A 13,625-nucleotide genomic window follows, 5' to 3' on the forward strand; every position below is an offset into this window, starting at 1 on the left:
TGACCCTTGAGTGTCAACAGCGTTGACCCGAACCGGCGATGCCCTACGGTTGCGGTGTGACCAAGACCTCTGCCGAGCGGGCCCAGCCCACCGCCGAGGACCGGCTCCGCCCGGCAGGTCGAGCCACGCGCTCAGCGATCGAGGCCGCCGCTCGAACGCTCTTCGCCGAGCACGGGTTCGACGGTGCATCGGTCCGCGGCATCGCCGCCGAGGCCGGCGTCGACCCGGCGCTGGTGATCCGGCACTTCGGCTCGAAGGAGGCGCTCTTCCTGCGCACCCTGGACCGCTCCCTCGGCGTCGGCAAGGTGATCGACGGGCCGCTCGAGACGGTGGGCCGCCGACTGGTCGCCTACTTGATTGACACCGACAACGCCTCCATTCGCGGACGGTTCGTCGCGATCGCGCGCGGGTCCCACCTGGCACAGGTCCGCGACGAGATGGTGCGCCACACCGCCGAGGCATACATCGCTCCCCTGGCGCCCCGACTCGACGGCGAGGACCGCGAGGTGCGCGTCGCCCTCGTCGCAGCGCAGGTTGCCGGACTGCTCAACCTGCTCTTCCTCCAGGAGGACCCCGTGCTCAGCACTGCCGCCCCCGAGACGCTCGTCGCGTTGTACGGCGATGCCATCCAGCAACTGCTGACGCCATGACGGGCCTCACGACCCGCGGCACGACCAGCCGCGCGATCAGTCAGGCCCGCGCCTGGCACGCCCTGACCGCGCTCGTGGCCATCGGCGCACTCGTGCTGCAGACCGTCCTGGTGTTCCAGGGCTCCTCCGTCCTGGTCGAGGAGAACCCGCCGAGCCTGGCCACGCGGCTGATCCGGCTGGTCGCGTACTTCACCATCCAGAGCAACCTGCTCATCGCGGTCGCCACCGTCCTGCTCGCCCGCGACCCGGGGCGCGACGGCACGGCGTTCCGGTCCCTGAGGCTGGCCGGCATCGTCGGCATCACCGTCACCGGGCTCGTGCACTTCTTCCTGCTGCGGCCGCTGCTCGACCTCGAGGGTGCGAGCTTCGTCGCCGACAAGCTGCTGCACATGGTGGTGCCGGCACTGGCCGTCATCGGCTGGTTCGCCTTCGGGCCGCGGCCCCGCGTCGAGCGCCGCGCGATCGAGGTGTCGCTGGCGTGGCCGATCGGGTGGCTCGTCGTGATCCTCGTTGCCGGCGCGGCCACCGACTGGTTCCCCTACCCGTTCCTCGACTTCGACGAGAAGGGCTGGGGGTCGGTGATCGTCGTGTGCGTCGCGATCACGGCGCTGTTCGGCGCCCTGATCGCGCTCTACCGGTACGCCGACCAGCGTCTCAAGCCCTAGTCGCCGCGCTCCTCCAGCGCCGAGGTGAGCAGGGCGACCAGCGCCTCGGTCTGCAGGTCGATCGAGCCGCCCTCGACCTCCTCGCCGGCACCGTCGAGAGCCCGCGCCGCGAGGCCGGCCTTCTTGTCGATGAGCTCGGCGATCCGGGTGTCGAGGGTCTGCGTGGCGATGATCCGCCAGGCGGTGACCGGCTCGTCCTGGCCGATCCGGTGCACCCGGTCGATCGCCTGGGTCTGTTCGGCGTCGGTCCACGAGAGCTCGGCGAGCACCAGGTTGGACGCGACCTGCAAGTTGAGGCCGACACCGGCCGCGGTGAGCGAGCAGACCGCGACCTGCACCTCGGGGTCGTTCACGAACGCGTCGATCGCCTTCTGGCGCGCGGTGCTGGTCTGGTCGCCACGGATCGAGCTGTACTTGATGCCGCGCTCGGCGAACGTCTTCTCGGCCTGGTCCATCACGTCGATGTGCTTGGCGAAGAAGACGACCTTGCCGACGTTGCGGGCCAGCTGGGCGGTGTAGTCCGCGGCGAGGCCGGCCTTGGCCTGGCCGATCCGGCGCAGCATGCCGAAGACGTTCTCGCCCGTCTTGGTCGAGTTGTCCTCCCGCTCCCACGTCGCCACCCGGCGCACGAGGTCGTGGTCGATCCCGTCGACCACGGTCCCGGCCCGGCGCGTGGACAGCGCGGCGTCGTACCGCTCGGTCATGCGGCGGGCGAGCTCCTGCTCGGCCTTGCGGATCGAGCGACCTGCTTCGCCCTCGAGCTCGACCGGCATGTCCGCGATCCGGCGGGCGGGGATGTCGGAGGCGACGTCGATCTTACGGCGCCGGACGATGCCCTCGTCGATGACCGCGCGGCGGGCGGCGGGATAGAACCCGAGGTCGGCCGGGGTCAGGCCGGTCTCCTCGAGCGCCTCCATCAGGTCGCCCTGCGGGACCACGTCGTCGATCCAGCCGAGGAACTGCCAGATCGCGCGGAAGTCCTCGATGTCGTTGATCAGCGGGGTGCCGGTCAGCGCCATCAGGAGCGGGCGCGCGATCCGGGCTCGGATCTTCGCGGACAGCTCCAGCACGTTCTGCGAACGCTGCGAGGACTTGTTCTTGATGTAGTGCGCCTCGTCGACGATCATCCCGCGGAAGCCGTGAGTGGCCAGCCAGGCGGTGTGCCGGTCGAGGATCTCGTAGTTGACGATGAAGACGTCGGCGAAGCCGTCGGCGTCGTCACCGTCGCCGTGCAGGACCGTCGCGCGGCGGTTGGGGACCCACAGGTCCACCTCGCGCGCCCAGTTGGTCTTCACGACGTTGGGTACGACGGCGAGCAGCGGGAACGCGCCCGCTGCCTCTGCTGCGAGCAGGGCCTGCGCCGTCTTGCCCAGTCCGGGCTCGTCGGCGAGCAGGTAGGTGCGGTGACCCTCAGCGGCCGAGGCGATCAGCTGCGCCTGGTGCGCCATCAGCTCGCGCCCGGCGGGCGCGTGCCGACCGGTCATCGAGGTGAGCTGGTCGGCGTCCGGCAGCGGCATGCAGGCCGGGGCGTCGGGTGCGGCGCGCTCGAAGGAGCGGAACAGCGGCTCGAGCAGCTCCCAGCCGGCCAGGCGGCGCGGCCGGACGCGGGTCCGGGCGTGGTCGAAGTCAGGGGCGAGGAACGGGTTGGCGAGCTGGCGCGCCTGCACCGACAGCGGGAACGCGCGCCGCTCGGCGGCAGCACCGTCGACCACCTCGATGACCGGCTCCGGCTCCGGCTCCGGCTCGGCTCCGGCCTTGCGGAGCAGCTCGCGTCGTACGGCCTTGGCGGCCTCGGAGATCTCGGCGTTCTCGTCGAGCAGCGTGAACAGGGTGCTGTCGCGGGCCGCGGTCTGGGCGAGGATCGTGGCGATCCCGTCCAGGCGCTTGAGCTCCTCGCCGCGGCGGCTGTCGGACAGCTCGGTGTCGCCCTTGACCCGGGCGCGCTCCTCGCGGGCCAGCAGCGCGACGACCTGGAACTTCGCACGCACCTCCGGCATTGCCGAGCGACGGGCCACCGCCGCCTCGACCTCGCGCACGGCGCGGGCGAGCTGGGGAATGATCCCCTCTTCATTGCGGCGCGTGCGCGCCGCCTGGGGGTTCCGACGCTGCTGCGTCGCGCCCCGCTGGCCTCCTCGAGCCACAGGTTTCCTTCCGATGCGGACAGGTCCGCAAGGTTTCCCTCAATGGAGATGGGCGGCTCGCGCTGCTGCGGGAGTGCGCCGATCGGGTGCTCATCACCGGTGGCGCGTCAGGAGCGACGTCGCTCGGTGGTGGCACCAGATTAGCGCACGCGAGTTGGTGGGGTGAGAGTGACCACACGGTCACTCCCACCCCACCACCTCAGGCCGAGAGAGGCGTCCGCCCGCTGTACGCCGCCAGGCGGGTCAACGCGTCGGATCCGACCTGCGCAACGAGCTCGTCGCCGAAGGCCCGACCACGGGCACCGGGGACCACCTTGGCGGCCAGCCCGGCGACGTACTCGACGACGGCGTCGCTGACCGTGAGGGTCGCGCTGGTCGCCTGGGCGAAGTCCCAGGCGTGCAGGAGCAGCTCGATCGAGACGATCCCGGCGAGGACCGGCGCCGGCGCTTCACCGAACGGGCTCATCGCCATGCCCTCGAGGCCACGACGACGCCACGCCTCGATGGCGTCGGACGCGAGGGTCGAGACGGCGTCCTCGAGGGTCGCGGTCTCCTGGCGGGTCAGCTCCGCCCCGGCCATCGCACCGAGCGACACGAGGGTGTCGAGCAGGTGGTCGGCCAGCTCGTGGACGTTGAAGTCCGCGCACGGCGTGGCCTTCTCGCGGTCGGTCGGGACGACCTGACGCAGCACGCCCTGGAGGACCGCCAGGCTCGCTTCGGCCGCGACGATCTCGTCCATCCGCTCGGGCGCGAACGCCCACTCGTCGGGGCCGGCGTCGCCCTTGGCCGCGGCGACCTCGAGGCGGCCGAGGAAGTGGTTCCAGCCCTCCTCGTGCCCGACCTCCTGCTCGGGGGTCAGCCCCTCGTGGGTGAGCGTGACGAGAGAGCCGCCGTCGGTCGGCTCGACGGTGATGATCACGGTGCTGTCGACTGCGTCCACCTCGAGGTCGGCACCGCCGGCGCCCATCTGGTCCCACGCCCAGTCGAGCACGATCCGTCGCCCGGGCTCGAGCTCGCGGACGGTCCCGGCCACGACGTTGCCGGGGGTCACCGTCCAGCGGTAGTCGCCGCCGGCGCGCAGGTCGACGCGGGCCGTGACGGCGGTCCAGCGCCGCAGCCGCTCGGGCTGCGTGACGAGCGCGAACGCCTCGTCGGGCGAGACGGGCAGGGAGACGGTCTTCGAGAAGGTCATGGCTCTACTCCTGGGTGCGGTTGTTGTTGAGTTCGTGGGCATCGGCGACCAGCTGGTCGAGCTCGGAGGTCCAGAACCGGTCGATCTCGGCCTGGAGCCGGCGCAGCCCGTCGGGGACGACGCGGTAGATCCGCTGCCGCCCCGACTTCTCCGCCGCGACCAGTCCCGCGTCAGCAAGCACCAGCAGGTGCTGGCTGATCGCCGATCGGGTCACCGGGAACTGGTCAGCGAGCTCGGTGACGCTCAGCGGACCGGCCGCGAGCAGCTGCAGCAGACGGCGCCGGCTGGGCTCCGCGGCTGCACTGAACGGGTCGGTCATGAGAAATACGTTAGCCGTCACTAACGCATTGGTCAACAGGTCCATCCGATTCACAGCATTCCGACAGGTTCGCCGCAGGTCAGGCCATGGTCCGGCGCGCACTGTCGTCACAGGCCCCCACCGAGGTGGGCCACCGAGAGGAGCACGTTGATGAGCAAGTACCGGATGAGGGCCGCAGCCCTCCTGGCCGCCGGCGCCGTTGCCGGCGGCGTCACCGCCGCCACCCTGACCGCCACCGCGGACGGCACCACGTCGGGCGACTCGTCCGCGAGCGCCGCCGCCCGCCCCGGCCCCGGAGGTCCCGGGGGCCATGGACGCGGAGGCGCCCACGTCGACACCGCCGCCCTGGCCAAGGCGCTCGGCGTCACCGAGGACAAGCTCACCGCTGCCTTCGAGGCGGTCCGCGAGGACCTGGAGCCGGCCGAGAAGCCGGCGGAGGGCGAGAAGCCGACGCCGCCGACCGACGAGGAGCGGGCGGACCGTCAGGCCGCGCTCGCCAAGGCGCTGGCCGACGAGCTCGGCCTCGACGAGAGCAAGGTCGCCGACGCGCTGGACACCGTGCGCGCGGCCGAGAAGGCCGAGCGTCGTACCGACCTGTCGGACCGGCTCGACACGGCCGTCAAGGACGGAGACCTGACCAGTGCGGACAAGGCCTCCGTCCTCAAGGCGTACGACGCCGGGGTGCTCGGCGGCCACTGAGGACCCCCGCTCGCCGGCTGGTCGCTACGCCCCCACGGCGTGGCGACCGGCCGCGACGAGCGTGTCCTCCGGGGTGAGCGGGTGGAACTTCACCGCACGGATGTCGCGGTAGGCCCGTTCGATGACGGAGCCCTTGAAGAACGCGCCACCGCCCGCGACCTCCATCGCGAGGTCGCAGACCTCGATGCCCGCCCGGGCCACCTCGGCCTTGGCGGTCATCACCGCCAGGAAGGTGTCGTACGACGGCGCGGGGTCCTCGCCCACCACGGCCAGCGCGCCGTCGAGCGCCCAGCTCGCCACCTGCAGCTTCGTGCGCATCAGGCCGACCTGGCGCTGCACGGTCACGTCGTCCTTGCGGCGTTCGGCCGCCTTGACGGCAGCCAGGTAGGCGGCCTCGGCGACGCCCAGGTAGGCGCCGGAGACGATCGGGAACGCCACGCTGGTGATGACCTGGAGCGGCGGGTCGACGACACCCCACGGCCGGTTGGCGAGCACCTTCTCGTCGGGCACGAACACGTCGACGAGGTCGACATCGTTGCTCGCGGTGCCGCGCATGCCGAGGGTGTTCCAGTTGTCGGCGACCGTGACGCCGTCGGCGGTGACCGGGACAGCCATGTTGAGGACGCGCCGACCCTGCTCGGGGTCGTCGAAGCCGAACATCGTGGAGAGCACGTCGCCGTGGCGCGACTGGCTCGCGAACCGCTTGCGGCCGGTGACGCGGTAGCCGCCGTCGACCTTGACGGCGTCGCCCTGCGGATGGGTGAAGTCGCCGCCGCCGGTCGACACCAGGAGGATGCCCTCCTCGGCGACCCGGCGCAGCGTCGCCTCGGCGCCCGGCAGGCCGCGGCGGTAGCGCCAGGCCGTGAAGGCGACGACGTGCTGGTGCATGGAGCTGGCGAGAGCGGTCGAGCCGCAGTGGTGGCCGAGCTCGCGCTGCACGGCGGTGAGCTCGGCGATCGTGGCGCCGTCGCCGCCGAGCTCGACGGGCACGGCCGCGCGCAGCAGGCCGGCGGACCGGAGGGCGTCGTACGCCTCGGAGACGAAGGTGCCCTCCTCGTCGTGACGGGCGGCATGGGCCGCGAGCTCGGGGCCGAGGGCGGCGGCGCGGGCGAGTGGGCGGGCGAGAGGGGTGGTCGTGGACTTGAGTTCGGTGATGGTCATGTCCCCAATGTCCGATCCCGGGCGGCCCGCAACCAGTCCGGAAAAGTGACCCCGGTGGTCCCAATTCAGGACTACCGACCCGCCGCCCGTGGGGTGACGATGGGCAGATGCCCGACTACGGCAACTACTGCCCCGTGTCCATGGCCGCCGAGGTCGTCGCCGACCGCTGGACGCCGCTGATCATCCGCGAGCTCGTGCTCGGCAACACGCGGTTCAACGACATCGCCCGCGCGATGCCGGGGATCTCCAGGTCGCTGCTCGTGCAGCGCCTGCGTCACCTGGAGAAGCGGGGCGTGCTGGAGACCTGGCCAGCACCGACCGGCCGCGGCAGCGAGTACCACCTGACGCCGGCCGGGCGGGATCTCGAGCGGGTGATCGACAGCCTCGGCCGTTGGGCGATCGAGTGGCTCTTCGACGAGATCCGGCCGCACGACGTCTCCCCGACGACCTTGATGTGGTGGATGCACCGTCGCGTCGACCACGGCCGCCTCCCACCCGGACGCACCGTCGTGGAATTCCGGCACACCGCACCGGATCCGGTGTCGATCTGGCTGGTCCTGGACCACGGCGACGTGTCGGTGTGCCTGCAGCACCCCGGCTTCGAGGTCGACGTCGAGGTCACGGCCGCGACGCCGGCGCTCGCCGACGTCTTCCAGGGCTACTGCAGCTGGGCCGAGGCCGTGGACGCCGGCCGGATCGAGGTCGCCGGCCCACCACGGCTCACCCGGGCGCTCCCGCGGTGGTTCCTGTGGAGTCCGTGGGCCGACGTCACGCGGGAGCGGGCGGACCGCGTGTTGAATACATAGACGAATGTCTATATGGTTCGGGACATCGACGTTCATCTATGTCAGGAGAGCTCCATGCCCCACCCCCTCGTCGTCATCGGCGCCGGCCCGATCGGCCTGGCCGCAGCGGCACACGCCCACGCACGCGGGATGCCGGTCGTCGTGCTCGAGCAGGGGGCGGACGCCGGCAGCGCGGTGAGCGAGTGGGGCCACGTGCGGCTGTTCTCGCCGTGGTCCGAACTGATCGACCCCGTCGCCGCGGAACTGCTGGGCGACACCTGGACCGCGCCTGACAAGGAGGCCTTCCCGACCGGGGCCGACTGGATCGCCGGCTACCTCGCTCCCCTGGCGGCCGCGCTCGCCGCGACCGGCTCCGTGGACGTGCGGTTCGGGCACCGGGTCACCGGCGTGGCCCGCAGCGGCCGCGACCTCGTCGTCGACGCCGGCCGGGACAGCGAGCCGTTCGTCCTCCACGTCGAGACGGCCGCCGGTCGGGCCACGCTGTTCGCGTCGTCGGTCATCGACGCGTCCGGCACGTGGGGCTCCCCCAACCCGCTCGGGACCGACGGGTATGCCGCCCCCGGCGAGCGCGAGCACGCCGACCGGATCACCTACGGCATGCCCGACCTCGCCGACCCAGCGGTCGCGGCTCGCTTCGCCGGCCAGCACGTCGCGGTTGCCGGGACGGGCGCGTCGGCGCAGAACGTCCTCGTCTCGCTCGGGCGGCTTGCCGCCACCGCGCCCGACACCCGCGTCTCCTGGCTCGTCCGGCGGCCCGACGCCGGATTCGGCGGCGGCGACAACGACCAACTGGTGGAGCGGGGCGCACTCGGCAAGCGCGCCGAGCAGGTCGCGTCCTCCGGCCTCGTCTCCCGATTGACGACATTCCGGACGACTGCGGTCACGTCCGGACCGCACGGCCGACTCCAGCTCGCATCGGCCGACGGACAGGTGGTCGACGGCGTCGACCAGGTCATCGTCGTGACCGGCTTCCGGCCGGACCTCGCGATCCTGTCCGAAGTGCGACTCGACCTCGACCCGGTGCTCCAGTCGCCGCGCACTCTCGCGCCGCTGATCGACCCGAACGTCCACTCCTGCGGCACGGTCTACCCGCACGGTGCGGCCGAGCTCGCCCAGCCGGAAGCCGGGTTCTACCTCGCGGGGATGAAGTCCTACGGCCGCGCGCCGTCCTTCCTGACCCTGACCGGGTTCGAGCAGGTGCGCAGCATCGTGGCGGAGATCGCGGGCGACCACGAGGCTGCGGCGCGGGTCGACCTGGTGCTGCCGGAGTCGGGCGTGTGCGGTGGATCGGGGTCCTTCGACGAGACCGAGGGCGGCGGTGGCTGCTGCGCACCGGAACCCGAGCTGTTCACCCTCTCGCTACCCAGCTAGACATCGACGTCTGTCAACATAGACACATGTCGAAGTCTCTCGAGCTCACCCCGGTGCAGACGGTGGCCTGCTGCTCGCCCCTGATGAGCGAGCCGATCAGCACCGAGTCCGCGGACCGGATCGCGCCGCTGCTCAAGGCGCTGGCCGACCCCGTCCGGCTGCGCCTGTTGTCGCTGGTCGGCGCGCACGCCGACGGCGAGGCCTGCGTGTGCGACCTCAACGACGCCTTCGACCTGTCGCAGCCGACGATCAGCCACCACCTCAAGGTGCTGCACGAGGTGGGGCTGCTCGACCGCGAGAAGCGCGGGGTGTGGGTCTACTACCGGGTCAATGCCGCGGCACTGGCCGACCTGGCCGGCCTGCTCGGCCGCGGCGTCCGGTGACGCCGCTGGTGCGTGCCGCGGCAGCAGAAGCCGTCGGCACGGCGCTCCTCGTCGCGGCGGTCATCGGCTCGGGGATCATGGCGACCCGGCTCTCCCCCGACGACGTCGGCCTGCAGTTGCTCCAGAACAGCCTCGCCACGGGAGCCGTCCTGGTCGCACTGATCCTCACGCTGCAGCCGGTCTCTGCCGCGTTCAACCCGGTGGTCTCGCTGATCGAGGCACTGCTCGGCCGGATCACGGCCACGACCGCGGTCGTGCTCACGGCGGCCCAGGTCGTCGGCGCGGTCGCGGGCGCCGTACTCGCGAACCTGATGTTCGACCTCGATGCCGTGTCCATCTCGACGAACGACCGCACCGGCGGCCACCTCTGGCTCGCCGAGGGCGTCGCGACCTTCGGGCTGGTGCTCGTCGTGTTCGGCGGGATCCGCTCCGGTCGCGCCGAGACGCTGGCCTTCGCGGTCGGCGGGTACATCACCGCGGCGTACTGGTTCACGTCCTCCACGAGCTTCGCCAACCCGGCGGTGACCATCGGCCGGATCTTCTCCGACACCTTCGCCGGGATCGACCCGTCATCGGTGGCGATGTTCGTCCTCATGCAGCTCGTCGGCGCGCTCGTCGCGTACGGCGCCGTCCGGCTGCTCTTCCCCGAACCGACCCCTGACCTCATCTCCGAGGAGACCCCCGCATGAGCAAGCCCACCGTCCTGTTCGTCTGCGTCCACAACGCGGGCCGCTCCCAGATGGCCGCCGGCTTCCTGCAGGCCCTCGCCGGCGACCGGATCGACGTCCTGTCGGCCGGTTCGCAGCCGACCGACGAGATCAACCCGATGGCCGTCGAGGCGATGCGCGAGGTCGGCATCGACATCGCCGGGGAGCAGCCGAAGGTGCTGACCACCGAGTCGGTCCAGGCGTCCGACGTCGTGATCACGATGGGCTGCGGCGACGAGTGCCCGTACTTCCCGGGCAAGCGCTACGAGGACTGGGAGCTCGAGGATCCCGCCGGCCAGGGCATCGAGGCAGTACGGCCGATCCGCGACGAGATCCGCGGGCGGATCGAGGAGCTCATCGCCTCGCTCGAGGTGAGCAAGGTCGTCGAGTAGACCGAGCCGCAAGGCGAGGTCGTGTCGGGACGCTATGCAACTTGTTGCAGATCACACCCTGCAACTAGTTGCATAGCGGTCCCGGCTGGGGCATCCTCGTGCCATGGCCCTGGAACACGCGATCCTCGTCTCGCTCAGCGAGCGCGCAGCATCCGGCTCCGAGCTGACCCGTCGCTTCGACGCCTCCATCGGCTTCTTCTGGACCGCCACGCACCAGCAGATCTACCGCGTGCTCGGCCGCATGGAGACCGACGGCTGGATCACGGTCGAGGCGGTCCCGCAGGCCGATCGCCCCACCAAGAAGGTGTACGCCGTCGCTGACGCGGGCCTGGCCGAGCTGCGCCGCTGGATGGCCGAGCCGACGGTGCCCGACCCCGTGCGCAACTCGCTCGGCGTCAAGATGCGCGGCGCCTCCCTCGGTGACCGCGCGACGCTCCTCGACGACCTGCGCCGCCATCTCGACGAACACACCAAGCGGCTCTCGCTCTACGAATTCATGCAGAACCGCGACTTCCCCGACCCCGGCGCGCTGTCCGGCGCCGCGCTCGACATCTACCTCGTGCTGCGCGGCGGTCTCCTCATGGAGGAGTTCTGGATCCGCTGGCTGACCGAGTACCTCGACGCCCACACCGCTGCCCACACCGCTGCCCCCGCAACAGAACCGCAGGAGAACCGATGACCAGCTACCCCCTCCTCACCACGCGCGCCACCGTCGGCGGCCTCGACCTCCAGTCGCGCGCCGTGATGGGCTCGATGCACACCGGCCTCGAGGACCGCCCGTGGCACGTCGACGAGCTGGCGGCGTACTTTGCCGAGCGTGCTCGCGGCGGCGTCGGCCTCATCGTCACCGGCGGCTACTCCCCCAACGTCCGCGGCTGGCTGCTGCCCTTCGGGTCGCAGATGACCACCCGCATCAACGCGCACCGGCACCAGCGGGTGACCGAGGCCGTGCACGCCGAGGGCGGCAAGATCGCGCTCCAGCTGCTGCACGCCGGCCGCTACGGCTACACGCCGTTCAGCGTCTCGGCCAGCGCCACGAAGTCGCCCATCACGCCGTTCAAGGCGTCTGCCCTGTCCACGAGGGCCGTCGACAGGACGATCGACGACTTCGTCGCCTCCGCGAAGCTCGCGAAGAAGGCGGGGTACGACGGCATCGAGGTGATGGGGTCCGAGGGCTACCTCATCAACCAGTTCATCGCTTCGCGCACCAACCGTCGTACCGACAAGTGGGGCGGCAGCGCCGAGAACCGGATGCGCTTCCCCGTCGAGATCGTGCGCCGGATCCGCCAGGAGCTTCCTGACTTCTTCGTGATGTACCGGCTGTCCCTGCTGGACCTGGTGCCCGACGGCCAGACCTGGGACGAGACCGTCGAGCTCGCGCACAAGCTCGAGGAGGCCGGCGCGAGCGTGTTCAACACCGGCATCGGCTGGCACGAGGCGCGGGTGCCCACGATCGTGACCAGCGTGCCGCGCGCCGCCTGGGCCGACAGCACCCTGCGGCTCAAGGCCGAGGTCGGCATCCCGGTCTGCGCGAGCAACCGGATCAACACCCCTGACGTCGCGGAATCCCTGCTGGAGCAGGGCATCGATCTGGTGTCGATGGCGCGTCCGTTCCTCGCCGACCCGGACATCGTGTCGAAGGCCCGCGCAGGTCGCGCCGACGAGATCAACACGTGCATCGGCTGCAACCAGGCCTGCCTGGACCACACCTTCAAGAACCAGCGCGCCTCCTGCCTGGTCAACCCGCGCGCCTGCCACGAGACCACGCTCGTGCTCAGCCCGACCCGGTCGGCCAAGCGCGTGGCCGTCGTCGGCGGTGGCCCGGCCGGTCTCGCGACCGCCGTCAGCGCGGCCGAGCGCGGCCACGACGTGACGCTGTTCGAGGCCTCCGACGAGCTCGGTGGCCAGTTCCGCCTCGCGATGCAGATCCCCGGCAAGGAGGAGTTCGCCGAGACGCTGCGCTACTACCGCCGCCGGATGGAGGTGCTCGGCGTCAACGTCAAGCTCTCCACCCGCGCCACCCCCGACCAGCTCAGTGGCTTCGACGAGGTCGTCGTCGCGACCGGAGTCGCGCCGCGCACCCCCTCGGTGCCCGGCATCGACCACCCGAAGGTGGTCTCCTACCCCGACGCGATCACCGGTCGCGTGGCTGTGGGCGCCAAGGTCGCCGTGATGGGCGCGGGCGGCATCGGCTTCGACGTGTCGGAGCTGCTGGCGCACGTACCCGAGACGCTCGAGGAGTGGAAGGCCAACTGGGGCGTGGCCGACCCGGCCGTCGTACGCGGTGGCGTGACCGACAAGGCGCCCCGCACGCCGAAGCGCGAGGTGTGGCTCCTGCAGCGCAAGGAGTCCGCGCAGGGCAAGGGCCTGGGCAAGACGTCCGGCTGGGTGCACCGCGCGATCGTCAAGGACCTCGGCGTCCACCAGGTCAGCGGCGTGACCTACGACCGCGTCTCCGACGAGGGCCTGCACATCACCGTCGACGGCAAGGCGCAGGTGCTCGACGTCGACCACATCGTGCTGTGCACCGGCCAGGAGTCCGTCCGGAGCCTGTACGACGACCTGCTGGCCTCGGGCTTCCCCGGCTCCGTGCACCTGATCGGTGGCGCGGACGTCGCCGCCGAGGTGGACGCGAAGCGTGCGATCAAGCAGGGCACCGAGCTGGCGGCGGCGCTGTGAGTCGCCAAGGATCCAGCACCTTCCGGTCCGCGGTCGAGGCCCGCGACGTCGACGCCATCCGGGCGCTGCTCGCCGACGACGTGACCTTCCGCAGCCCGGTCGCCCACAAGCCGTACGAGGGCAAGGCGATCACCGCCGCGATCCTGGCGAACGTGATCGAGGTGTTCGAGGACTTCCACTACGTCCGCGAGCTCGCCGACGAGGCCGGCCACGCGCTGGTCTTCGAGGCGAAGGTCGACGGCCTCCAGATCACCGGCTGCGACTTCCTCGTGCTCGACGACGACGGCCTGATCACCGACTTCATGGTGATGGTGCGTCCGCTGAAGGCAGCGCACGCGCTGGCCGACGCGATGGGCGCCCGCTTCGAGAAGATCGTGGAGATGGCCGGTCAGAGCTGAGCCTGGACGAGAAAACTCGCGCTGGGAGGGTGAAACTTCCTCGTCCCAGCGCGAGTTTCACC

The 13,625-nt window shown here is 71.2% G+C and carries 15 protein-coding genes; 11 read left to right on the forward strand and 4 right to left on the reverse strand.

Annotated features, from left to right (window positions below; translation table 11 throughout):
* The first annotated feature begins 56 nt into the window (after positions 1 to 56).
* Together ASD84_RS25970 and ASD84_RS02645 are read left to right on the forward strand one after the other, a co-directional pair.
* Entirely contained in the window at positions 57 to 650 is a 594-nt protein-coding gene (locus tag ASD84_RS25970) for a TetR family transcriptional regulator (RefSeq protein ID WP_162251481.1), read from the forward strand.
* Entirely contained in the window at positions 647 to 1,315 is a 669-nt protein-coding gene (locus ASD84_RS02645; protein ID WP_056706397.1) for a Pr6Pr family membrane protein, read from the forward strand. Before ASD84_RS25970 ends, ASD84_RS02645 begins: the two co-directional genes overlap by 4 nt.
* Here the strand turns inward: ASD84_RS02645 and ASD84_RS02650 are convergent.
* The 3 genes from ASD84_RS02650 to ASD84_RS02660 all read right to left on the reverse strand — a co-directional run bounded on the left by ASD84_RS02650 (position 1,312) and on the right by ASD84_RS02660 (position 4,967).
* A complete protein-coding gene (locus ASD84_RS02650; RefSeq protein ID WP_056706399.1) occupies positions 1,312 to 3,456 on the reverse strand; it encodes a DEAD/DEAH box helicase in 2,145 nt (714 codons plus the stop codon). The two genes, ASD84_RS02645 and ASD84_RS02650, sit on opposite strands and share 4 nt — an antisense overlap.
* 199 nt (positions 3,457 to 3,655) lie before the next feature.
* Positions 3,656 to 4,648, reverse strand: a complete 993-nt coding sequence (locus tag ASD84_RS02655; RefSeq protein WP_056706401.1) for a TIGR03086 family metal-binding protein — start codon at positions 4,646 to 4,648, stop codon at positions 3,656 to 3,658.
* Positions 4,649 to 4,652: 4 nt separating this feature from the next.
* Positions 4,653 to 4,967: an ArsR/SmtB family transcription factor gene (locus tag ASD84_RS02660; protein ID WP_056706403.1), complete on the reverse strand. Its 315-nt coding sequence runs from the start codon at positions 4,965 to 4,967 to the stop codon at positions 4,653 to 4,655.
* Between the two features lie 150 nt (positions 4,968 to 5,117).
* On the opposite strand from ASD84_RS02660, the gene ASD84_RS02665 reads away from it, so the two are divergent.
* Positions 5,118 to 5,666, forward strand: coding sequence for a hypothetical protein (locus ASD84_RS02665; RefSeq protein WP_056706405.1), 549 nt, complete (start codon positions 5,118 to 5,120; stop codon positions 5,664 to 5,666).
* A gap of 24 nt (positions 5,667 to 5,690) precedes the next feature.
* On the opposite strand, the gene ASD84_RS02670 is transcribed toward ASD84_RS02665, so the two are convergent.
* Positions 5,691 to 6,827, reverse strand: coding sequence for an acyl-CoA dehydrogenase family protein (locus ASD84_RS02670; protein ID WP_156391543.1), 1,137 nt, complete (start codon positions 6,825 to 6,827; stop codon positions 5,691 to 5,693).
* A gap of 107 nt (positions 6,828 to 6,934) precedes the next feature.
* Between ASD84_RS02670 and ASD84_RS02675 the strand changes: the two genes are divergently transcribed.
* The 8 genes from ASD84_RS02675 to ASD84_RS02710 all read left to right on the forward strand — a co-directional run bounded on the left by ASD84_RS02675 (position 6,935) and on the right by ASD84_RS02710 (position 13,563).
* Complete coding sequence (locus tag ASD84_RS02675; RefSeq protein WP_056706406.1) at positions 6,935 to 7,633, forward strand: winged helix-turn-helix transcriptional regulator; 699 nt, start codon at positions 6,935 to 6,937, stop codon at positions 7,631 to 7,633.
* A 54-nt stretch (positions 7,634 to 7,687) separates the two neighbouring features.
* Positions 7,688 to 9,004: an NAD(P)-binding domain-containing protein gene (locus ASD84_RS02680; protein ID WP_056706408.1), complete on the forward strand. Its 1,317-nt coding sequence runs from the start codon at positions 7,688 to 7,690 to the stop codon at positions 9,002 to 9,004.
* 26 nt (positions 9,005 to 9,030) lie between these two features.
* Positions 9,031 to 9,387 carry an ArsR/SmtB family transcription factor gene (locus tag ASD84_RS02685; protein WP_056706410.1) on the forward strand — a complete coding sequence of 119 codons (357 nt, stop codon included), beginning with the start codon at positions 9,031 to 9,033 and terminating at the stop codon, positions 9,385 to 9,387.
* Complete coding sequence (locus ASD84_RS02690; RefSeq protein ID WP_056706412.1) at positions 9,384 to 10,076, forward strand: aquaporin; 693 nt, start codon at positions 9,384 to 9,386, stop codon at positions 10,074 to 10,076. Before ASD84_RS02685 ends, ASD84_RS02690 begins: the two co-directional genes overlap by 4 nt.
* Complete coding sequence (locus tag ASD84_RS02695) at positions 10,073 to 10,486, forward strand: arsenate reductase ArsC (RefSeq protein ID WP_056706415.1); 414 nt, start codon at positions 10,073 to 10,075, stop codon at positions 10,484 to 10,486. Before ASD84_RS02690 ends, ASD84_RS02695 begins: the two co-directional genes overlap by 4 nt.
* Before the next feature lie 103 nt (positions 10,487 to 10,589).
* Positions 10,590 to 11,165 carry a PadR family transcriptional regulator gene (locus tag ASD84_RS02700; RefSeq protein ID WP_056706417.1) on the forward strand — a complete coding sequence of 192 codons (576 nt, stop codon included), beginning with the start codon at positions 10,590 to 10,592 and terminating at the stop codon, positions 11,163 to 11,165.
* Positions 11,162 to 13,165, forward strand: a complete 2,004-nt coding sequence (locus tag ASD84_RS02705; protein WP_056706419.1) for an NADPH-dependent 2,4-dienoyl-CoA reductase — start codon at positions 11,162 to 11,164, stop codon at positions 13,163 to 13,165. Before ASD84_RS02700 ends, ASD84_RS02705 begins: the two co-directional genes overlap by 4 nt.
* Positions 13,162 to 13,563 (forward strand): nuclear transport factor 2 family protein, encoded by a 402-nt coding sequence (locus tag ASD84_RS02710; RefSeq protein WP_056706420.1) that lies wholly within the window; start codon positions 13,162 to 13,164, stop codon positions 13,561 to 13,563. Before ASD84_RS02705 ends, ASD84_RS02710 begins: the two co-directional genes overlap by 4 nt.
* Positions 13,564 to 13,625 lie beyond the last annotated feature (62 nt).

It is taken from the genome of Nocardioides sp. Root682, assembly GCF_001427795.1.
Lineage (GTDB): Bacteria > Actinomycetota > Actinomycetes > Propionibacteriales > Nocardioidaceae > Nocardioides.

Bases quoted from the DNA above. Each gene is read 5' to 3' on its own strand.
- ASD84_RS02645 (WP_056706397.1), top strand. From the start codon at position 647: ATGACGGGCCTCACGACCCGCGGCACGACCAGCCGCGCGATCAGTCAG.
- ASD84_RS02655 (WP_056706401.1), bottom strand. From the start codon at position 4,648: ATGACCTTCTCGAAGACCGTCTCCCTGCCCGTCTCGCCCGACGAGGCG.
- ASD84_RS02660 (WP_056706403.1), bottom strand. From the start codon at position 4,967: ATGACCGACCCGTTCAGTGCAGCCGCGGAGCCCAGCCGGCGCCGTCTG.
- ASD84_RS02665 (WP_056706405.1), top strand. From the start codon at position 5,118: ATGAGCAAGTACCGGATGAGGGCCGCAGCCCTCCTGGCCGCCGGCGCC.
- ASD84_RS02670 (WP_156391543.1), bottom strand. From the start codon at position 6,827: ATGACCATCACCGAACTCAAGTCCACGACCACCCCTCTCGCCCGCCCA.
- ASD84_RS02675 (WP_056706406.1), top strand. From the start codon at position 6,935: ATGCCCGACTACGGCAACTACTGCCCCGTGTCCATGGCCGCCGAGGTC.
- ASD84_RS02680 (WP_056706408.1), top strand. From the start codon at position 7,688: ATGCCCCACCCCCTCGTCGTCATCGGCGCCGGCCCGATCGGCCTGGCC.
- ASD84_RS02685 (WP_056706410.1), top strand. From the start codon at position 9,031: ATGTCGAAGTCTCTCGAGCTCACCCCGGTGCAGACGGTGGCCTGCTGC.
- ASD84_RS02695 (WP_056706415.1), top strand. From the start codon at position 10,073: ATGAGCAAGCCCACCGTCCTGTTCGTCTGCGTCCACAACGCGGGCCGC.
- ASD84_RS02700 (WP_056706417.1), top strand. From the start codon at position 10,590: ATGGCCCTGGAACACGCGATCCTCGTCTCGCTCAGCGAGCGCGCAGCA.
- ASD84_RS02705 (WP_056706419.1), top strand. From the start codon at position 11,162: ATGACCAGCTACCCCCTCCTCACCACGCGCGCCACCGTCGGCGGCCTC.